18 protein-coding genes and 1 pseudogene are annotated in these 20,889 nt (G+C 63.6%); 10 read left to right on the top strand and 9 right to left on the bottom strand.

Going from position 1 to position 20,889, the window contains the following annotated elements; translation table 11 throughout:
- Positions 1-110 precede the first annotated feature (110 nt).
- Together HV796_RS16120 and HV796_RS16125 are read left to right on the top strand one after the other, a co-directional pair.
- A pseudogene (locus HV796_RS16120) lies at positions 111-554 on the top strand (ComEA family DNA-binding protein); the annotation flags it as partial.
- Positions 555-796: 242 nt separating this feature from the next.
- On the top strand, positions 797-1,237 hold the full coding sequence (locus HV796_RS16125) for a YidB family protein (RefSeq protein ID WP_175227509.1): 441 nt from the start codon (positions 797-799) through the stop codon (positions 1,235-1,237).
- 125 nt (positions 1,238-1,362) lie between these two features.
- On the opposite strand, the gene HV796_RS16130 is transcribed toward HV796_RS16125, so the two are convergent.
- From HV796_RS16130 to HV796_RS16140, 3 genes are all read right to left on the bottom strand, one after another.
- Complete coding sequence (locus HV796_RS16130) at positions 1,363-1,950, bottom strand: hypothetical protein (protein ID WP_175227510.1); 588 nt, start codon at positions 1,948-1,950, stop codon at positions 1,363-1,365.
- Positions 1,951-2,309: 359 nt separating this feature from the next.
- Positions 2,310-4,907 (bottom strand): ATP-dependent chaperone ClpB, encoded by a 2,598-nt coding sequence (gene clpB, locus HV796_RS16135; protein ID WP_175227511.1) that lies wholly within the window; start codon positions 4,905-4,907, stop codon positions 2,310-2,312.
- A gap of 185 nt (positions 4,908-5,092) precedes the next feature.
- On the bottom strand, positions 5,093-5,584 hold the full coding sequence (locus HV796_RS16140; protein WP_175227512.1) for an Rrf2 family transcriptional regulator: 492 nt from the start codon (positions 5,582-5,584) through the stop codon (positions 5,093-5,095).
- Positions 5,585-5,857: 273 nt separating this feature from the next.
- Between HV796_RS16140 and HV796_RS16145 the strand changes: the two genes are divergently transcribed.
- Positions 5,858-6,415, top strand: coding sequence for a group III truncated hemoglobin (locus HV796_RS16145; protein WP_175227513.1), 558 nt, complete (start codon positions 5,858-5,860; stop codon positions 6,413-6,415).
- Between the two features lie 176 nt (positions 6,416-6,591).
- Here the strand turns inward: HV796_RS16145 and HV796_RS16150 are convergent, their stop codons facing one another.
- From HV796_RS16150 to HV796_RS16175, 6 genes are all read right to left on the bottom strand, one after another.
- The gene (locus HV796_RS16150; protein WP_175227514.1) at positions 6,592-7,068 is read right to left on the bottom strand and encodes a molybdenum cofactor biosynthesis protein MoaE; all 477 of its coding nucleotides are present in this window, start codon (positions 7,066-7,068) and stop codon (positions 6,592-6,594) included.
- 10 nt (positions 7,069-7,078) lie between these two features.
- Entirely contained in the window at positions 7,079-7,336 is a 258-nt protein-coding gene (gene moaD / locus HV796_RS16155; RefSeq protein WP_175227515.1) for a molybdopterin converting factor subunit 1, read from the bottom strand.
- Between the two features lie 25 nt (positions 7,337-7,361).
- Positions 7,362-8,624: a molybdopterin molybdotransferase MoeA gene (locus HV796_RS16160; RefSeq protein ID WP_446687032.1), complete on the bottom strand. Its 1,263-nt coding sequence runs from the start codon at positions 8,622-8,624 to the stop codon at positions 7,362-7,364.
- 349 nt (positions 8,625-8,973) lie between these two features.
- Positions 8,974-10,425 carry a threonine synthase gene (thrC, locus tag HV796_RS16165; protein WP_175227517.1) on the bottom strand — a complete coding sequence of 484 codons (1,452 nt, stop codon included), beginning with the start codon at positions 10,423-10,425 and terminating at the stop codon, positions 8,974-8,976.
- 55 nt (positions 10,426-10,480) lie between these two features.
- The gene (locus HV796_RS16170; protein WP_175227518.1) at positions 10,481-11,824 is read right to left on the bottom strand and encodes a homoserine dehydrogenase; all 1,344 of its coding nucleotides are present in this window, start codon (positions 11,822-11,824) and stop codon (positions 10,481-10,483) included.
- 58 nt (positions 11,825-11,882) lie between these two features.
- Positions 11,883-13,121: a pyridoxal phosphate-dependent aminotransferase gene (locus tag HV796_RS16175; RefSeq protein ID WP_175227519.1), complete on the bottom strand. Its 1,239-nt coding sequence runs from the start codon at positions 13,119-13,121 to the stop codon at positions 11,883-11,885.
- Between the two features lie 465 nt (positions 13,122-13,586).
- Between HV796_RS16175 and HV796_RS16180 the strand changes: the two genes are divergently transcribed.
- The 7 genes from HV796_RS16180 to HV796_RS16210 all read left to right on the top strand — a co-directional run bounded on the left by HV796_RS16180 (position 13,587) and on the right by HV796_RS16210 (position 20,867).
- Positions 13,587-13,961 carry an Mth938-like domain-containing protein gene (locus HV796_RS16180; RefSeq protein WP_175227520.1) on the top strand — a complete coding sequence of 125 codons (375 nt, stop codon included), beginning with the start codon at positions 13,587-13,589 and terminating at the stop codon, positions 13,959-13,961.
- 299 nt (positions 13,962-14,260) lie between these two features.
- Positions 14,261-16,048: a glycosyltransferase family 39 protein gene (locus HV796_RS16185; protein WP_175227521.1), complete on the top strand. Its 1,788-nt coding sequence runs from the start codon at positions 14,261-14,263 to the stop codon at positions 16,046-16,048.
- A gap of 19 nt (positions 16,049-16,067) precedes the next feature.
- Entirely contained in the window at positions 16,068-16,439 is a 372-nt protein-coding gene (locus HV796_RS16190) for a DMT family transporter (protein WP_175227522.1), read from the top strand.
- A 135-nt stretch (positions 16,440-16,574) separates the two neighbouring features.
- Positions 16,575-17,726, top strand: a complete 1,152-nt coding sequence (locus tag HV796_RS16195) for a DegT/DnrJ/EryC1/StrS family aminotransferase (protein ID WP_175227523.1) — start codon at positions 16,575-16,577, stop codon at positions 17,724-17,726.
- Positions 17,727-17,797: 71 nt separating this feature from the next.
- Complete coding sequence (locus tag HV796_RS16200; protein ID WP_175227524.1) at positions 17,798-18,841, top strand: glycosyltransferase; 1,044 nt, start codon at positions 17,798-17,800, stop codon at positions 18,839-18,841.
- The gene (locus HV796_RS16205) at positions 18,838-19,824 is read left to right on the top strand and encodes a formyltransferase (RefSeq protein WP_175227525.1); all 987 of its coding nucleotides are present in this window, start codon (positions 18,838-18,840) and stop codon (positions 19,822-19,824) included. The genes HV796_RS16200 and HV796_RS16205 overlap by 4 nt, the downstream gene beginning before the upstream one ends.
- Positions 19,824-20,867 carry a bifunctional UDP-4-keto-pentose/UDP-xylose synthase gene (locus HV796_RS16210; RefSeq protein ID WP_175227526.1) on the top strand — a complete coding sequence of 348 codons (1,044 nt, stop codon included), beginning with the start codon at positions 19,824-19,826 and terminating at the stop codon, positions 20,865-20,867. Before HV796_RS16205 ends, HV796_RS16210 begins: the two co-directional genes overlap by 1 nt.
- Positions 20,868-20,889: the final 22 nt, after the last annotated feature.

Consider the following 20,889-nt stretch of genomic DNA (forward strand, 5'->3'; position numbering starts at 1 on the left):
CGGTTTTCGCAATAATGCCGCACAAAGTGGTCTATGCTTGAGTCGCAGTGCTTGCTGACTGGATGCGCGGTCCGTTCCCGGCCTGTTCCGCCCTCAATGGAGTGCTTACCATGTTGAAGAAGCTCTGGATGCTAGGCATCGCGCTGATTCTCGCGCTGTGCGCCGGCCTTGCAGTGGCGGTCGAAGTGAATACCGCCGATCAGGCCGCGCTCGAATCGGTGAAGGGCATTGGCCCGGTTCATGCGAAAGCGATCATCGACGAACGCACGAAAAACGGCCCGTTCAAGGATGCCGACGATCTCGCCGCACGCGTCAAGGGCATCGGCCCGAAATCGGTGAAGAACCTGGAAGCGGCGGGCTTGACCATCAACGGGTCGGGTGCACCGCCATCGGGTGCGGCAAAGTCGGCGTCGAAGTCGACCAAGTCCACGCCGCAGACGACCGCGACGACAACGGAAGCGCCGGCTGCAACCGCGCCTGCAGCCGCATCGGGCGCCAAAGCATCGAAATCGAAGAAGAAGAGCAAGGCGGCCGCGTCCGCAGCCGCCGCATCGGGTACCTGACGATCGATGGCGCGCCGCGGCGCACGCACGCCGGCTCGATCGGCGTCGTTCGCGGCGGCACCATTCACCACAGTGTTCTGTATCGCCCTTTGACGTTGCTTTTACGTCCGCTGCCGCCGCGCCTTTCGTTGCATCTGCAACGACAGTGCGCGGCAATCCGATGCCGCGCGTTGCTCGCGGCGTTTTCCCCAACCGGTGGGCATGGCGCTCGCCGGCCTTCAGGAGAGACAGTCATGAGCCTACTCGATACGATCGGTTCGATGTTCGGCAACTCGCCGCAAGGCGGGGGAAGCCAACAGGCGCTCGTCGCCAGCGCGCTCGAATTCATCAACAACCAGCCGGGCGGTCTGAACGGTCTGGTCCAGCGCTTCCATGAAAACGGCGCGGGCGACATCATCAGTTCATGGATCGGCACCGGCGAAAACAAAGCGATCAGCCCCGATACGCTGCAGAACGTGCTGGGCTCGGAGACCGTCACGAATATCGCGGCGAAAGCGGGCGTCGAACCGGAACAGGTGACCGGACTGCTGTCGCAAGTGCTGCCGCACGTGGTCAACGCCGCGACACCGAACGGCGAAGTGCCCGCCGACGGCAAGGTCGAGCCGTCGAGCGTGTCGGGCGCGATGGGCGCGTTGAGCGCGCTGTCGGGGTTGTTTGGAAACAAGAACGCATAGCGGCCGCAACCTGACCCAACGATCCGCGGGCGGTCGCGCGAACCACTCGTGCGCCGTCCGATCGATTGATGGTTGCGACGCGTCGACCATCGCTTTCGAAGATCGATTGCGCGACGGGATCACGCTCACAGCCGCTGTAGCTGCTGATCGACTGCGACCCGCTCGCGCTCCGCCCGCTCCAGATCTGAAGTCAATGTGCGCAGCGTACTTTCAAGTTGCGTGAGTGACTGCTGGTATCGATCGACCTCGCGCTGCGCTCGCTGCAATTCCGTTTCCCAACCGCGCACTTCGGTGGTCTGCGTATCGATCGTCGGCTGAAGGTTTGCCTCGCCCTCTTGCTGTTTGCGCTTCAAATCCTCGAGCCACTGCTCTGCAAGCCGCTTGCCCGTTTCGCGAGTGGACACCGCCTGCTGTGCATCGTGCTTTTTCCTTCTCTCCTCCTCGATCGACCGTTCCAACGACGTTTTCACGCCGGATAACTCAGCGGCCTTCTGTTCGATTTCCGTTTTGCGCTGTCCGAGTTGCCGGCGCTGCGCTGACGGGTCCGTGTCGCCTCCTCCCTTGAGCCCAATCGAGCCGCGAGGCCTGACATTCGGCGCGTCGACAACCCGATACGCTTTGCCATCCTTAATAATAAAATGCCCTCCGGTGTTCTGATCGACGAAAACGCCAGGAACATCCGACGACCGGTATTCGGATGGAATCGCCGCCAACGGACCCGCACCAGGCCACGATGGCTGCGGCGCACTGGACGGCGGCCGCAAACCACGCCCTGCGGCGGGCAGCGCCGCCCCTTCCGGCGCTTTCGCACCCTGCGCGTGCGCGCTAACGGGCGAATGCATACCCGCCCCCTCCGCCGGCCGCACTTCCGGCACGCTGACCGCCCCCTCATGGATTGGCATGGGACACATCGCTCATCTCCCGCTGATGACATCAATTGAATGCTAGAGATAGGTCGCCAACCTCGGGCAATGTGTATTCAATGGAAACAAAAAAACGGACAACGAATTTCTTCGTTGTCCGCGTTGTTTTCCACCCGCGGTCCGAGCCGCAGCCCGAACCGCATTCCGTCTTAGTGCACGACCCGCTCGAACACCAGCTTGCCGTTCTTCACATCGACCGGTATCACGTCCTTCGGACCGAACTTGCCCGCGAGAATCAGTTTCGCCACCGGGTTCTCGATTTCCTGCTGGATCGCGCGCTTTAACGGCCGCGCGCCGAACAGCGGGTCATAACCGACCTTACCGATCAGTTCGAGCGCGTCGTCGGACACAACCAGCTGCATATCGAGCTTTGCCAGCCGCTCGTGCACCCGATCCAGCTGGATCTTCGCGATCGACTCGATATTCGACCGGTCGAGAGCATGGAACACGACCACATCGTCGATCCGGTTCAGGAACTCGGGCCGGAAATGCAGCTTCACTTCTTCCCACACCGCATCCTTCACCGCTTCCTGCGGCTGTCCGACCATCGACTGGATCACCTGCGAACCGAGGTTCGACGTCATCACAATGACCGTGTTCTTGAAGTCGACGGTACGGCCCTGGCCATCGGTCATGCGGCCGTCGTCGAGCACTTGCAACAGCACGTTGAACACGTCCGGATGCGCCTTCTCGATCTCGTCGAGCAGGATCACGCTATACGGCTTGCGCCGCACCGCTTCGGTCAGGTAGCCGCCTTCCTCGTAACCGACGTAACCCGGCGGCGCGCCGATCAGCCGCGCGACGCTGTGCTTTTCCATGAATTCGCTCATGTCGATCCGGATCAGGTGGTCTTCCGAGTCGAACAGGAACGACGCCAGCGCCTTGCACAGCTCGGTCTTGCCGACGCCCGTCGGCCCAAGGAACAGGAACGAACCATACGGACGATTCGGATCCGACAGACCCGCACGCGAGCGCCGGATCGCATCGGCCACCGCGCTGATCGCTTCGTCCTGGCCGACCACCCGCTGATGCAGCTTCTCTTCGATCTGCAGCAGTTTCTCGCGTTCGCCCTGCATCATCCGTGAGACCGGAATGCCGGTCGCGCGCGACACGACCTCGGCGATTTCCTCCGCGCCGACCTGCGTGCGCAGCAGCCGCGGCCGGGTCGGGTTGTTCTGCTCCTGCGCTTCGGCCTGCGTGACCTGCTTCAGACGTGCCTCGAGCTGCGGCAGCTTGCCGTACTGCAGCTCTGCCACCTTTTCGAGCTTGCCCTGGCGTTGCAGCCGCGCGATTTCCGCACGCGTCTTCTCGATCTCTTCCTTCAGTTGCGCGCTGCCCTGCACCGCGGCCTTTTCGGCGGTCCAGATTTCTTCGAGGTCCGAGTATTCCCGGTCGAGCCGCTCGATTTCTTCCTCGATCAATTGCAGGCGCTTCTGCGACGCTTCATCCTTTTCCTTCTTCACCGCCTCGCGCTCGATCTTCAGCTGGATGCGGCGGCGATCGAGCCGGTCCATTTCTTCCGGCTTCGAGTCGATCTCCATCTTGATCTTCGACGCCGCTTCGTCGATCAGATCGATCGCCTTATCCGGCAGAAAACGGTCGGTGATGTACCGGTGCGACAACTCGGCCGCGGCGACAATCGCCGGGTCGGTGATATCGACGCCGTGGTGCAGTTCATAGCGTTCCTGCAAGCCGCGCAGAATCGCGATGGTCGCTTCGACGCTCGGTTCGTCGACCAGCACCTTCTGGAAGCGCCGCTCGAGCGCCGCATCCTTCTCGATGTACTTCCGGTATTCGTCGAGCGTGGTCGCGCCGACACAATGCAGTTCGCCGCGCGACAGCGCCGGCTTCAGCATGTTGCCCGCGTCCATCGCGCCCTCGGCCTTGCCCGCGCCGACCATCGTGTGAATCTCGTCGATAAAGACGATGGTCTGGCCTTCGTCCTTCGCGATGTCGTTGAGCACCGCTTTCAGACGCTCTTCAAATTCGCCGCGGTACTTGGCACCGGCGAGCAGCGCCGCCATGTCGAGCGACAGCACGCGCTTGCCCTTGAGCGTTTCCGGCACTTCGCCGTTGACGATGCGCTGCGCGAGCCCTTCGACGATCGCCGTCTTGCCGACGCCCGGCTCGCCAATCAGCACCGGGTTGTTCTTCGTGCGCCGCTGCAGGATCTGGATCGAGCGCCGGATTTCGTCGTCGCGGCCGATCACCGGGTCGAGCTTGCCGGCGCGTGCGCGCTCGGTCAGGTCGATCGTGTACTTCTTCAACGCTTCGCGCTGGCTTTCGGCGTCCTGGCTGTGCACCTGCGAACCGCCGCGCACCGCGGCGATCGCCGCTTCGAGCGACTTGCGCGTAAGGCCGTGCTCGCGCGCGAGACGTCCGGCCTCGCTTTTGTCGTCGGCGACGGCCAGCAGAAACATTTCGCTCGCGATGTACGTGTCGTTCAGCTTTTGCGCTTCCTTGTCGGCCTGATTGAGCAGACCCGTCAGTTCGCGGCCGATCTGCACGTTGCCGTCGGTCCCCCGCACTTGCGGCAGACGCACGATCGCGTCGTTCAATGCGGCTTGCAGCGCCTGGGTATGCACGCCCGCCCGCGACAGCAGCGAGCGCGCGGAACCGTCCGGCTGCGCGGCGAGCGCCGCCAGCAGGTGGACCGGCTCGATGTACTGATTGTCATGGCCGACCGCGAGGCTTTGCGCGTCCGCCAGTGCTTCCTGGAATTTGGTGGTGAGTTTGTCGATTCTCATCTAGAGACCTCCAGTTTCGAATGTCATCAAAATGAGGCGGATTCCACGCGTTTCAAGCGGTTATTGGCATCCACAGATAACAATTCGGGCAATTAGCCGCGCTGGCGGCACTAATCCGCCGTCGGCGGCCGCCGGCGGGCAACGCGTACGGTATCAGTAGTATGCCGATCCGGCTGCGGCGACGCTCAGGCGTCCGGGAAGATCGGGATGATCGAGGCGACCGGTGTCGCGGTGGGCATCAGGCCGAGCAGAGTCAACAACGGATCGCTCGGCTGCGCGATGTCGCCGATCGTGTGGCGGTCGAGTTCCGCGAAAAACGCGTCGCGCGCGCCCTCGAGCACGCCTTTCAGCCGGCATTGAGGGCGAATCGCGCAGTCGCGATGCGCGCCGTCGCCATCCGGGAGACAGGCGACCAGCGCGAAGTCGTTTTCGGCCGCGCGCACCACTTCGCCGACCGTCAGCGCCGACGAATGTTCGTATAGTCGAAGCCCGCCATTGCGGCCGCGCACCGTCTCGACCCAGCCGAGTTCGGCGAGCCGCTGGACGACTTTCATCAGATGATTTTTGGAGATTCCGTACGAGTCGGAAATATCCTGGATCGTTGCGAGTCCCTCAGGACGTACGGCGAGGTAGAGCAGCACACGCAACGAGTAGTCGGTATAGTCTGTCAGTCTCATGTATGCCAAGTCGCGATCGGCGAAGACGTAGCCGCAGAGAAGCCGGGCTGCGTCCTATCCAAGGTTGCCGTGAACGCTTTTATCGCGTGCTGTATCGCACTGCTGATTGCAATAAGATGCTTGTATTGCGCATCTTATTGTCGCGTTTGTCGTCTTATTTCGCGTAACTATAAACGCTATGGTTTATTTGCATACGGTCTTTTTTACGAGAATCGCGATGTCTTTTTACAATTGACCGTAAATAGCTATCGCCAGCCTGACTTGTAACGACTGATGAACCCTTCTTTTGAACCTGCCGCGGCGGTTGCGCGGCAATCCGAACCAACCGAAGCGAACATTCGCCAACTGGTTGATGCGTTCTACGACCGCGTGCGTGCCGACGCGCTACTGGGACCTGTTTTCGAGCAGACGATCGCCGGACGCTGGGACGAGCATCTGCCGAAGATGTGCCTGTTCTGGGGCAGCCTGGTGCTCGGGTCGAAGCAGTACCGCGGCAATGTTCAGCAGACGCATCAGCCGTTGGCAGGCATCGAGCCGCGCCATTTCAGCCGCTGGCTGTATCTGTTTCTCGATACGGTCGAAGCGCGCTATGAGCCCGCCGCGGCCGTGCGGTTTATGGAGCCCGCGCTGCGCATCGCGCAAAGCCTGCAATTGAGCCGCTTCGGCTGGGACTACACGATTCCCGACGAGCAGAAGGCGTTACTCGAACGCGTCGCGCCACGTCGGCGCAACGGGGACGCCGATGACGATGCCACGCACCCAGGTCCGCCCAGGTCGCGCGGCGAGCCGTTTCCGGCGAAGATTATCGGGCGCGGGGTCGACGAAGAGTAAGAGTAAGTCGCGGCGGGGCACGCTGCGCCTGTCAATCGAGCGTGCAAAATCGCGGATGTCGGTCGGTGGTCGAGTTGTGGGGCCATGCGAGCGGAACGTGCTGGGCCGCGCAGCGCCGATCAGGCGTCAGGAACGACGCACATGGCCGTCACAGCGCGGGCACACCACCCGGTGCGCTATTGCGCTTTCGCGTTGCCGGAACTCAGCCCCCACCGCTCGAGCGCCGCATCGTCGGTCACGCGCGCATCCACCCAGTGCTCGCCGCTCTCGGTCCTTTCCTTTTTCCAGAACGGCGCGTGGCTCTTCAGGTAGTCCATCACGAACTCGCACGACGCGAACGCATGACCGCGATGCGCGGAAGTCGTCGCGACCAGCACGATCTGATCGAGCGGATAGAGCTTGCCGACGCGATGCACGATCAGCACGTCGATGCCGGGCCAGCGCTCGCGCGCCGCATTGACGATGCCTTCGAGCGACTTCTCGGTCATGCCCGGGTAGTGCTCAAGCTCCATCGTCTCGACGGTCCGGCCTTCGTTCAGGTCGCGCACCGTGCCGACGAAGCACGCGACCGCGCCGACCTTCGGATTCTGCGCGCGCAGCGCGGCCACCTCGGTGGTCAGGTCGAAGTCCTCGGTCTGGACACGCACTGTCATCGCTCGTCCCTTAACCGCCGGTCACAGGCGGGAAAAACGCGACCTCACAGCCGTCGGTAATGCGTGTGCCGGCGTCGGTCATCACGTGATTGCACGCCATACGCAGCGCGCGTCCGTCGGCCAGCGTGTCGGCCCAGATGCCGCCGCGCACGCGCAGCCACACGCGCACGTCGCCGACGGTCACCACTTCAGCCGGCACCTCGACCGCTTCGTCGGCCAGACCGAGCGCTTCACGCACGCTCGCGAAATATTTCAGCTGGATCTTCATCGGCAGCGTTGATTCAGTGTCAGTCCTAGTTCAGCAGTTCCGAGAACGGAATGAAGCGCACGGTCTCGCCGGCGCTTATCGCGTGGTTCGGCGGATTGTCGATCAGCCCGTCGCCCCAGACAGTCGACGTCAGCACCGCGGAACTCTGGTTCGGGAACAGGTCGAGCCCGCCCGCCGCATTCACGCGCGCGCGCAGAAACTCATTGCGGCGATCGGCCTTCTGCTGGGTAAAGTCCGCGCGCAGCGACAGCGCACGCGGCGTGACGGTGCGCACACCGGCGAGCCGCAACACGAACGGCCGCACGAACAGCACGAAGGTCGCGAAGCTTGACACGGGATTGCCCGGCAAGCCGATAAAGAATGTCTCGGCCGGCACGGCTGAGTCACTTGCCGCGCCCGCGGCGCTCACCGTGCTTGCGGCGCCGGCGGACGCGCGACGCACCGCGCCGAAGGCGAGCGGTTTGCCTGGCTTCATCGCGATCTGCCACATCGACAGGCGCCCTTCGGCCTCGACGGCCGGCTTCACGTGGTCTTCCTCGCCCACCGACACGCCGCCGCACGTAAGAATCAGATCATGGTCGCGCGCCGCGTCGCGCAGCGTTGCGCGGGTCGCATCGAGCTTGTCAGGAACGATGCCGTAGTCGGTCACGTCGCAGCCGAGCTTGTCGAGCAACCCGCGCAGCGTGAAACGGTTCGAGTTGTAGATCGCGCCCGGCTTCAGCGGCTCGCCGGGCATGGTCAGCTCGTCGCCGGTGAAAAACACCGCCACTTTCACGCGGCGCACGACGCGCAGTTCCGCGCAGCCCACCGATGCGGCCAGTCCCAGCGCCTGGGGCGTCAGACGCGTGCCAGCCGGCAGGATCACCGCGCCGCGCCGGATATCCGCGCCTTGCTGCGTGATCCATTCGCCGGCCTTCGGCGTATGCAGCAAGGTCACTTCGTTGCCGGCGACCTCGGTTTGTTCCTGCATCACGATCGCGTCCGCGCCGGGCGGCACTGTCGCGCCGGTGAACACGCGCGCGGCGGTGCCCGCCGCAAGCGGCTGCGGCGCGTGACCCGCCGGCACGCGCTGCGACACCGGCAAGCGGCGGTCGCCATGTGCGAGATCGGCGATGCGCACCGCGTAGCCGTCCATCGAACTCGTGTGCATCGGCGGGACGTCGAGCGGCGAGATCACGTCTGCGGCAAGTACGCGGTTTAGCGCGTCGAGCGTCGGCAGCGTGGCTTCGCCGACGATTTGCACGGCCGCGCCCAGCAAGGTCGCGAGGGCGTCGGCGGTCGACAGCATCGGGGCGCGAGGTGCGACAGGCGTGGGTGTGGACATCGGGTGAGTGGCGCGGGGCAGGACGGGAAAGACTATTGTAGCGGGCGGCGAGCGATGGCGGGGTCGGCCGGTGTGGGATAGCGGGCCTATCGCAGATACGGAATGGTGAAGGGCGCGGTGAAAGCGCGCTGAACGGCGGCTGGCCCTTATGACCGGCAACACGGCAAACCGCTACGCAGAGGGTGGCGACACCTCGGCCGTGGTAGCCCTGGCAGAGGCCCTCGCGCGCCGTGGTGCAACGAGCGGGCGGCAAGCCTTCAGACATGGCTGCCACCCGACGTGTGACGCTATTACGCGACGCCGCACGCGTGCATCAAGCGCCCGTCTTCGACGCGACGAACGCCTTCACCTGCTGCGCATCCGCCGGCAGCACTTCGAAACGCTGCGGCAACGCTTCGAGCCCGACAAACGCCGCAGGACGCCCCGGCTCGCGCAGCAGCGCCTCACGAATCGTCTCACCGAACTTGATCGGCTGCGCGGTCTCCAGCACGATCATCGGAATGCCGCTCTGCAGATGCTCGCGCGCCACTTTCAGGCCGTCCGCCGTGTGCGTGTCGATCATCGTGTCATAGCGCTCGAACACGTCGCGAATCGCGTCGACACGGTCCGTGTGCGTGCTGCTGCCCGACACGAAACCGAACGCCTTCACGCGCGCGAAGTCTCCGCTGGCGGCCAGATCGAAACCGCCCTTCTCCTCGACATCGCGGAATAGCTGCAGCACACGCGCCGGGTCGCGGCCGAGCAGATCGAACACGAAACGCTCGAAGTTCGACGCCTTCGAAATGTCCATGCTCGGACTACTCGTGTGATACGTCTCGGCCGCCTTGCGCACGCGGTAGATGCCGGTACGGAAGAACTCGTCGAGCACGTCGTTTTCGTTGGTCGCGACGACCAGCTTTTCGATCGGCAAACCCATCATCCGCGCGATATGCCCCGCACAGACATTGCCGAAATTGCCCGATGGCACGGCGAACGACACGCGCTCGTCGTTGGACTTCGTCGCGGCAAAATAGCCTTTGAAGTAGTAGACGACTTGCGCCACCACGCGCGCCCAGTTGATCGAATTGACCGTGCCGATCTTGTGCGCGGCTTTGAACGCGTGATCGTTGGACACCGCCTTCACGATGTCCTGGCAATCGTCGAACACGCCTTCGATCGCGATATTGAAGATATTCGGATCCTGCAGGCTGTACATCTGCGCAGTCTGGAACGCGCTCATCTTCTTGTGCGGCGACAGCATGAACACGCGCACGCCGCGCTTGCCGCGCATCGCGTATTCCGCCGCACTGCCGGTGTCGCCCGACGTCGCGCCGAGAATGTTGAGCGTTTCGCCGTGTTTCGCGAGCGTGTACTCGAACAGGTTGCCGAGCAGTTGCATCGCCATGTCCTTGAACGCAAGCGTCGGCCCGTTCGACAGTTCGAGCAGCGCGAGCGGCGCGCCGTTCTCGACGCCGAGCGTCTTCAACGGCGTGATCTGCGCGGCCTGTTCGTCGTCGCGCACGTTGCAGTAAGTCTGCGCGGTGTACGTGCGGCGCGTCAGTTCGCGCAGGTCGGCAGCGGGGATGTCGTCGCTGAATTTCGACAGGATCTCGAACGCAAGGTCCGCGTACGGCAGCGCGCGCCAGCGCGTCAGCTCGTCCGCGGACACGCGCGGGTACGCGGCCGGCAGGTACAGGCCACCGTCTTTCGCCAGACCGCCGAGCAGGATGTCGGAAAACGTATGGCGCTCGCCCGCTGCGGCGCCGCGCGTGGAAATGTAGTTCATCAGAAAAGTCCGCTCAGTGTGCTTGCCATGTGCCCGGATTGCGCATGCCTCTCGCCTAGTTCAGCGTTTCCATGCGCAGCTTCGTCACCTTCGATACGACGGTGCGCAACGCCTCGATCTCCGCGATCGCCGTGTTCACATTCTTCTCGACCGTCTCGTGCGTGATCAGCACGATGTCGGTTTCGCCCTTGCCGTGATCGTCGACCTGCTCCGATTCCTTCTGCAGCAGCGCGTCAATCGAAATTCCGGTATTCGCGAGAATGCGCGTGATATCGGCCAGCACGCCGGTCACATCGGCCACGCGCAGACGCAGGTAGTAACCGCTCGTCACTTCGTCGATCGGCAGGATCGGCGTGTCCGAGAGCCGGTCGCGCTGGAACGCCAGATGCGGCACCCGATGTTCCGGATCGGCGGTGTGCAGCCGCGTCACGTCGACCAGATCCGCGACCACCGCCGACGCCGTCGGCTCCGCGCCCGCACCCTTGCCGTAGTACAGCGTCGCGCCGACCGCATCGCCGTGCACGACCACCGCATTCATCGGGCCTTCGACATTCGCAAGCAACCGCTTCGACGGAATCAGCGTCGGGTGCACGCGCAGCTCGATGCCCTTGCCGGTGCGGCGCGTGATGCCGAGCAGCTTGATCCGGTAGCCGAGCTCTTCCGCATAGCGGATATCGATCGCCGCGAGCCGGCTGATGCCTTCGACGTAGGCCTTGTCGAACTGCACCGGCACGCCGAATGCAATCGCGCTCATGATGGTCGCTTTGTGCGCGGCATCGACGCCTTCGATATCGAAGGTCGGGTCCGCTTCGGCATAGCCGAGTTCCTGCGCGCCTTTGAGCGCGGTCGCGAAATCGACGCCGCGGTCGCGCATTTCCGACAGGATGTAATTGGTCGTGCCGTTGATGATGCCCGCGATGTACTCGATGCGGTTCGCGGTCAGTCCCTCGCGCAGCGCCTTGATGATCGGAATGCCGCCCGCGACCGCTCCTTCGAACGCGACCATCACGCCATTCGCGTGCGCGGCTTCGAAAATCTCGGTGCCATGCACCGCGAGCAGCGCCTTGTTGGCGGTCACCACGTGCTTGCGATTCGCAATCGCACGCAGCACGAGTTCACGCGCAACGCCCGTGCCACCAATCATTTCCGCGACGATATCGATCGACGGATCGTCGACCACCGCATTAAAGTTGTCGGTCACGATGGCGCTGCCCGCATCGGTCACACCGATGTCATTCAGCGCTTTCGCCGCCTTCGCCGGATTGCGCACCGCGATGCGCGCAATTTCAATGCCGCGCCCCGCCCGCCGTTTGATTTCTTCCTGATTGCGGCGCAGCACCGTGTAGGTTCCGCAACCAACTGTGCCGAAGCCCAGCAATCCAACTTTGATCGGTTCCATGCAGCGTGTGTGTTTCTATTAAAAGTTTGAGGGAACGGACAGGCGCGGGACGCGTGCGTCAGACCGCGTGCCGTTTGCGGTAACCGTCGAGAAAACGCGCGATCCGGTTGATCGAGTCCGCGAGGTCGTCGACGTTCGGCAGGAACACCACGCGGAAGTGATCCGGCGCTTTCCAGTTGAAGCCCGTGCCCTGCACGAGCAGCACGCGCTCCTCGAGCAGCAGATCGAGGATGAACTGCTGATCGTTCTGGATCGGGTACAGCTTCGGATCGAGCCGCGGAAACATATAGAGCGCCGCTTCCGGCTTCACGCAACTCACGCCCGGAATCGCGGTAAGCATGTCATACGCGAGTTCGCGTTGCCTGAAGAGCCGCCCGCCGGGCGCGATCAGATCATTGATGCTCTGATAGCCGCCCAGCGCGGTCTGGATCGCATATTGGCCAGGCACGTTCGGGCACAGCCGCATCGACGCGAGAATGCCGAGCCCTTCGAAATAGTCTTTCGCGCGGCGCCGGTTCTCGCCGGTCAGCCCCGACACCCACATCCAGCCGGCGCGGTAGCCGCACGAGCGGTAGCTCTTCGACAGGCTGTTGAACGTGACGGTCAGCACGTCTTCCGACAGCGCCGCGATGGCCGTATGCTGGCGGCCGTCGTAGACGATCTTGTCGTACACCTCGTCGGCGAAGATCACGAGGCCGTGCTCGCGCGCGATGCCGATCAGTTCGAGCAGCAGCTCGTTCGAATACAGCGCGCCGGTCGGGTTGTTCGGGTTGATCACGACGAGCGCGCGCGTGTTCGGCGTGATCTTGCGGCGGATATCGTCGGGGTCGGGCATCCAGCGGTTCGACTCGTCGCAGATGTAGTGCACGGGCGTGCCGCCGGAGAGACTCACGCCGGCGGTCCACAGCGGATAGTCGGGCGCCGGCAGCAGCACTTCGTCCCCATCGTTGAGCAACGCCTGCAGCGCCATCACGATCAGTTCGGACGCGCCGTTACCGATGTAAATATCGTCGAGTTCGACGCCGTGCACGCCTTTTTGCTGCGCGTAATGCATGATCGCCTTGCGCGCCGCGAACACCCCTTTCGAATCCGAGTAACCCGACGACGTGGGCAGATTCAGGATCATGTCCTGGATGATCTCGTCGGGCGCATCGAAACCGAACGGCGCAAGGTTGCCGATGTTCAGCTTGATGATCCGGTGGCCTTCCTCTTCGAGCCGTTTCGCGTGTTCGAGAACGGGCCCGCGAATGTCATAGCAGACATTCAACAGCTTGTTGGATTTGAGTATCGGTTTCACGGCAGGGTTTCACGGCAGGTTGCAGTCGGGCACTTCGCCTGGATTCGAGTCTGGCCGGGACGCCGCTGCCGTCCTCCTGAGTGGAGGGCCGCACCGCGCAGGCAGTCGTGGCCCGGCACGCGAGGTGAAGCGCAGCGAAATCGCGGGATAAAACGCGCGGAACGGACAACGCGCGGGAACAAAAAATCGGGCGATTAGCCCAACCCGTGACCAGGAAGCGGGGCAGCGAGCGCCGGGCGGCGCTTTTGACGCTCGCCGGTTTTAATGCTCCCCGGTTTTGACGCTCCGTTTTAACGCTGATGGCGACGCGCGCAGCGCAAGGCGCCGCCGGGCGGCTAAAAAGCTATAATTTAGCGGATTTTGCCCCACTTCCGCAATGCACCAAAGCGCCGGCACGGCATACGGCATCGACAATTTCGCAACCTATTTCGTCGCCCCCATTGGCGACCACCACGGAACACCGGTTTGAAATTACATCAGGATTCGAGCGGCGCGCTCAATACCGTCACGGCTTACGGCGCCGACTATGTCGAAATCAATCTCGAACGTCACGCAGGCAGCATCATCGTCATGCCGCAAGAACCGGTTATCCCATGGCCGGTTTCGTCGTTCGAGGCCCTTGCCCCCGAGCACTTCGAGCTGCTGATCGAACCGGCTCCGGAGGTCGTGATCTTCGGGAGCGGCGACCGGCTGCGCTTTCCTCATCCGCGCCTGACGTCGGCGCTCGCCGCGCAACGCATCGGCGTCGAAACGATGGACTTCAAGGCCGCCTGCCGGACCTACAACATCCTGATGGCCGAAGGGCGCAAAGTCGCCGCCGCGCTGCTGATCGAGGCATAACCCGGCGCGCACGTCGGCAGCACCGCGCCGATCGAGTAAACTGCGCGGCATTTGCGCAAAAGACGCACGCCGGTTCGGGCGCCACGCGTGCGGCCTATGCATCGCCCCTGCGCGCGGCCGGATGCACCAGACGGCGCACCAGAAGCACCAGACGCACCGGATGCACCGCTAAGGCCCCGTTAAGCTTCGCTCAGGCATGCTCGCGGCGCGCGTTCGCGCGCCACCGGCCGCCATTGGCCATTGGCCGTTGCCCGAAATAAGAATGATGCCGCCCGTCGGCGCCGAAAAGGTTGAAATCAATGAACGATGTGCCGTCCCGGCTACCGCTCAATCGCACCGTCATCCTGCTGTTGCTGATCGCGCTTGCGCTGATCTGGTTCGTGCCGCTTGGCTGGCGCCATCTGCTGCCAAGCGATGAAGGCCGCTACGCCGAAATGGCGCGCGAGATGTTCGTCACCGGCGACTGGATCACGCCCCGCTACAACGGCTACAAGTATTTCGAGAAGCCGCCGCTGCAAACCTGGGCGAACGCGCTGACGTTCGCGTGGTTCGGTCTCGGCGAATGGCAGGCGCGTCTCTATACCGCGCTGACCGGCTTCGCGGGCGTGCTGGTGGTCGGCTTCACCGGCGCGCGTGTGTTCAACGCGGCGACCGGCGTGTTCGCGGCAATCGTGCTCGCATGCTCGCCGTACTGGAACCTGATGGGCCACTTCAACACACTCGACATGGCCCTGTCGTTCTGGATGGCGCTCTCGCTGTGCGCACTGCTGCTCGCGCAGCGCCCGGGCTTGCCGGCCGGTGCGGTGCGCGGCTGGATGTGGGCGTGCTGGGCGTCGATGGCATTGGCGGTGCTATCGAAGGGACTGATCGGCGTGATCCTGCCCGGCGCCGTGCTGGTGCTGTACACGCTGATCGCGCGCGATTGGGCGATCTGGAAGCGCCTCTATCTGGTGAGCGGGCTGATCGTATTCTTCGCGATCGTCACGCCGTGGTTCGTGCTCGTGCAGCAGCGCAACCCCGAGTTCTTCAATTTCTTCTTTATCGTCCAGCAGTTCAGGCGCTATCTGACGCCCGAGCAGAACCGCCCCGGCGCGTTCTACTACTTCGTGCCGGTCATACTCGTCGGGTTTCTGCCGTGGCTATCCGTGAGCGTGCAGAGCATTCGGCGTGCGCTTCGAACGCCGCGCCAGGCGAACGGCTTTGCGCCGGTCATCCTGTTGCTTGTCTGGTCGGCGTTCATTTTTCTGTTCTTCAGCGCGTCGCATTCGAAGCTGCTGTCGTACACGCTGCCGATCGCACCCGCGCTCGCGCTGCTGATCGGCATGTATCTGCCGCTCGTCACGAAGGAGCAGTTTCATCGGCATCTGACGGGCTATGCGGTATTCCTGATCGCCGCCGCGTTCGGCGCGGTGTTCCTCGGCCGCTTCGGCGACGAGCGCAATCCGACCGCGCTCTACGTCGAATTCCGCAGCTGGGTGTTCGCGGCGCTCGCCGTTGCGTTCGTGCTGACCTTGCTGGCGATCTGGATCAACCGCCGCAGCCGCGGCGGCATCGTCGGCGCCACCGCCGCGTTCGGCGCCGCATGGCTGCTGCTCGGCACCATCGCCGGCACCGGTCACGATGTGTTCGGCCGGCTCAGCTCAGGCGCGCCGCTTGCGCCCGCGGTGCGCGCGGCGCTCGCGAAGCTGCCGCCCGACACGCCGTTCTACTCGGTCGGCGTGCTTGACCATACGATGCCGTTCTATGTCCGTCATACGATGATCATGGTCGAGCATGCGGACGAGTTGAGCTTCGGCGTGTCGGTCGAACCGCAGAAATGGATACCGACGGTCGATGAATGGATCAAGCGCTGGAACGCGGATCGCTATGCGCTCGCGCTATTGCCGCCGGACCGCTATGCCGATCTTGCGGCGCAGCATCTGCCGATGCAGGTGATCGCGCGCGATGCGCGACGCGTGATCGTGGAAAAACCCGTTATGGAAAATCCGTCGGCCGCTCAACCGGCGGTGCCGCAGCCCGGCTTGCCGAGCCCCGCCGCGCCGGGCTCGGCAGCTGAACCGGCCGCCCCTACAAAAACCACGCCCTGACCTCCATATCACACGCTCGATGAACCCGATCTCCCTTTTCTGCATCCTCGCCGGCGTGACGCTGAATGCATGCGCGCAACTGTTGCTGAAGGCCGGCACGAATGCTGTTGGACACTTCGAATTCACCCGTGCGAACATCCTGCCCATTGGCATCAAGCTCGCGACCCAATGGCCGATCATCGGTGGCTTGGCCTGCTATGTGGTGAGCGTTGCGGTCTGGATTGTCGGGTTGTCGCGCGTCGATGTTTCGATCGCCTATCCGATGCTGTCGCTCGGCTACGTGCTCAATGCGGTCGCCGCGTGGTATCTGTTCGGCGAAGTGCTGTCGGTGCAGCGTCTGATCGGCATCGGCATCATTCTGGTCGGCGTCTTCGTGCTCGCGCGCAGCTAGGCACGCAGCGCGCCGGCCACGGCCACGGCCGCCACGCGCGCGACGCGACACGTCGCCTGAAGGCTCGCGTCAACAGATTGAAAGTTTTCTTATGCTGTCAGCATCGGCCCGTCATCCTTATCGTTCAAGGCTCTCATGACCCAGTCATCCGTCCCGTTTTTGCCGTTCGTTCGCCCGGATATCGACGAAGAAACGATTCGCGGCGTCGCCGACGTGCTCCGCTCCGGCTGGATCACGACCGGTCCGCAAAACCAGGCGTTCGAAGCGGCGTTGTCGGAGTTCTGCGGTGGCCGCCCGGTACGCGCATTCAACTCCGGCACGGCGACGCTCGAAATCGGTTTGCGGATCGCGGGCGTGGGTCCCGGCGACGAAGTGATCACGACACCCGCATCATGGGTCGCGACGGCGAACGTGATACTTGAAACCGGCGCGACGCCGGTGTTCGCGGACATCGACCCGCAGACGCGCAATATCGATCTCGATCTGCTCGAAAAAGCGATCACGCCACGCACGAAGGCGTTGATTCCGGTGTATCTCGCGGGCCTGCCGGTCGATATGGACCGGCTTTACGCGATTGCACGCGAGCACAAGCTGCGCGTGATCGAAGACGCCGCGCAAGCGCTCGGTTCGACGTGGAAAGGCGAGCGCATCGGCAAGCTCGGCGACATCGTGTCGTTCAGCTTCCATGCGAACAAGAACCTGACGTCGATTGAAGGCGGCGCGCTGGTGCTGAACAACGAAGAGGAAGCCGTGCTGGCCCAGAAATATCGTCTGCAAGGCGTCACACGCACCGGCTTCGACGGCATGGATTGCGATGTGCTCGGCGGCAAGTACAACCTGACCGACGTCGCCGCGCGCGTCGGCCTCGGCCAGCTGCCGCATCTCGAGCGTTTCAATGCGCAACGCAAGAAGCTGGCGCGCGCGTACTTTGCGGGATTCGCGGGCGGCGTCGCGGAAAAACTCGGTGTCGGCTTGCCGCTCGCCGATTTCGAGAACAGCAACTGGCATATGTTCCAGATCACGCTGCCGCTCGAGCGGCTGTCGATCGACCGCGCCGGCTTTATGGGCGCGCTCAAGGAACGCGGCATCGGTTCGGGCGTGCACTATCCGGCGCTCCATCTGTTCTCGCTGTATCGCGCGCGCGGTTTCAAGGAAGGCATGTTCCCGCACGCGGAGCGCTTCGGCGCGACCACGGTCACGCTGCCGCTCTTCACGCAGATGAACGAAGGCGATGTCGCGCGGGTATGCCGCGCGGTCAATGAACTCTGCGAACAGTACGGACGCTAGACGCCATACAAGCAAAACCACCGGGCACAACCAGGCACAACCAGGGACCACCAAGCGGAACACAAGCGGATATGAGCCAAACGGAACACCGCCGGGCACGACCGGAAGTCACGGTCATCATCCCGGTCTACAACGAGGAAGCCGGGCTGAACGCGCTCTTTGAGCGTCTCTATCCGGCGCTCGATGCGCTTCACGCGGACTACGAAGTGATTTTTATCAACGACGGCAGCCGCGACAAGTCGGCCGCGCTGCTCGCCGAGCAGTTCCGCGCGCGCCCGGACACCACGCGTGTGATTCTGCTGAACGGCAACTACGGCCAGCACATGGCGATTCTCGCGGGCTTCGAGCAATCGCGCGGCGATATCGTGATCACGCTCGACGCGGATCTGCAGAACCCGCCCGAGGAAATCGGCAAACTCGTCACGAAGATGCGCGAAGGCTTCGACTACGTCGGCACGATCCGCATCCAGCGCCGCGACAGCCTGTGGCGCCGCAAAGCATCGCGGGCGATGAACCGGCTGCGCGAGCGCATCACGCGCATCAAGATGACCGATCAGGGCTGCATGCTGCGCGCCTACAGCCGGCACATCATCGATACGATCAACCGCTGCGGCGAGATCAACACGTTCATTCCCGCGCTCGCGTACACGTTCTCGCAGAATCCGGTCGAAATTGAAGTCGCGCATGAAGAACGCTTCGCCGGCGAATCGAAGTATTCGCTGTACAGCCTGATCCGCCTGAACTTCGATCTGGTCACGGGCTTCTCGGTCGTGCCGCTGCAATGGCTGTCGTTTATCGGCGTGATCCTGTCGATGGGCTCGGCGGGCCTGTTCGTGCTGCTGCTGATTCGCCGCTTTATCATCGGCGCGGAAGTGCAAGGCGTGTTCACGCTGTTTGCTATCACCTTCTTCCTGCTCGGCGTGATTATCTTTGCGCTCGGGCTGCTCGGCGAATATATCGGCCGCATCTATCAGCAGGTGCGCGCGCGGCCACGCTATCTCGTGCAGACCATCCTCGAGCAGCGCAACGGCGAAACCGTGGCGGGCATGCCGAGGCAGACGGTCGTGCAGGCGGTGCAGCCGGCGCCGATCATCGACCAGGGGCCGACGCCGTGAAGCCGCGCGCCGTCGTCTTCGCCTATCACAATGTCGGCGTGCGCTGTCTGCAGGTGCTGCTCGCGCGCGGTGTAGACGTCGCGCTGGTCGTCACGCATGAGGACAACCCGCACGAAAACATCTGGTTCGGCAGTGTCGCCCAGGTCGCGGCCGAGCACGGTATTCCGGTCGTGATGCCCGCCGACCCGCGCAGCACCGAACTGCGTGAGGCGGTGAGCCGCGCGCAGCCGGACTTTATTTTCTCGTTCTATTACCGGCACATGTTGCCGCTCGATCTGCTCGCGCTCGCCGCGCGCGGTGCGTACAACATGCACGGTTCGCTGCTGCCGAAATACCGCGGCCGCGTGCCGACGAACTGGGCGGTTCTCAACGGCGAAACGGAAACCGGCGCGACGCTGCACGAAATGGCCGCGAAGCCCGACGCCGGCGCGATCATTGCGCAGACCCCAGTGCCGATTCTGCCGGACGACACCGCCGCGCAAGTGTTCGACAAGGTGACGGTGGCCGCCGAACAGACCTTGTGGCGCGTGCTGCCCGCGCTGCTCGCGGGCGAGGCGCCGCATCTGCCGAACGATCTCGCGCACGGCAGCTACTTCGGCGGGCGCAAACCGGAAGACGGCCGCATCGACTGGACGCAGCCCGCGCAAAGCGTCTACAACCTGATTCGCGCGGTCGCGCCGCCGTACCCGGGCGCGTTTACCGACATCGGCGGCGAACGCTTTATCGTCGCCCGCGCGCGGCTGATGGCGCCCGGCAGCGCACCTGCGGATTTGCCGCCGGGCCTCCACGTAAGCGATAATGTCATTTTTGCGACATGCGGCGACGGCCGCGCAATCGCGATTCACGAACTTTGGCACCCGAGCGGGCAAACCAGCGGGCCACAAAGCGGGCAACCCGGCGGCGCGATCAGCGCCGGTGGCGGCGCCCTCCTTTCCGTCACGCCCGCCGAATTCACCCGGCTCACCCAACCTTCCCATCACTGATGAAAAAAGTCCTGATTCTGGGCGTGAACGGCTTTATCGGCCATCACCTGTCCAAGCGCATCCTCGAAACGACCGACTGGGACGTGTTCGGGATGGACATGCAGACCGAGCGCCTCGGCGATCTGGTCAAGCATGAGCGGATGCACTTCTTCGAAGGCGACATCACGATCAACAAGGAATGGGTCGAGTATCACGTGAAGAAGTGCGACGTGATCCTGCCGCTGGTTGCGATCGCGACGCCCGCCACCTATGTGCAGCAGCCGCTGCGTGTGTTCGAGCTCGACTTCGAAGCGAACCTGCCGATCGTGCGTTCGGCGGTGAAGTACCGCAAGCACCTCGTGTTTCCGTCGACCTCCGAGGTGTACGGGATGTGCGCCGACGATGAGTTCGATCCGGACGCGTCCGCCCTCACCTACGGCCCGATCAACAAGCCGCGCTGGATCTACGCGTGCTCGAAGCAGTTGATGGACCGCGTGATCTGGGGCTACGGGATGCAGGAAGGCCTGAACTTCACGCTGTTCCGTCCGTTCAACTGGATCGGCCCGGGCCTCGATTCCATCTATACGCCGAAGGAAGGCAGCTCGCGTGTGGTCACCCAGTTCCTCGGGCATATCGTGCGCGGTGAGAACATCAGCCTCGTCGACGGCGGCGCGCAAAAACGTGCGTTCACCGATATCGATGACGGCATCGGCGCGTTGATGAAGATCATCGACAATCCGAACGGGATCGCGTCGGGCAAGATCTACAACATCGGCAACCCGAAGAACAACTACTCGGTGCGCGAACTCGCGCACAAGATGCTCGCGCTCGCGGCCGAATTCCCCGAGTACGCGGACAACGCGAAGAAGGTGCAGCTGGTCGAGACGTCGTCGGGCGCCTACTACGGCGCCGGTTATCAGGACGTGCAGAACCGCGTGCCGAAGATCGACAACACGATGCAGGAACTCCACTGGGCGCCGAAGTCGACCTTCGACGAAGCGCTGCGCAAAATCTTCGAAGCGTATCGCGGACACGTCGCCGACGCGCGCGCGCTCGTCGAATAACGCTGCGTCGAACCCGCTCTCC

The sequence above is a fragment of the Paraburkholderia humisilvae genome (genome assembly GCF_902859855.1).
In the GTDB taxonomy this organism is placed as follows: domain Bacteria; phylum Pseudomonadota; class Gammaproteobacteria; order Burkholderiales; family Burkholderiaceae; genus Paraburkholderia; species Paraburkholderia humisilvae.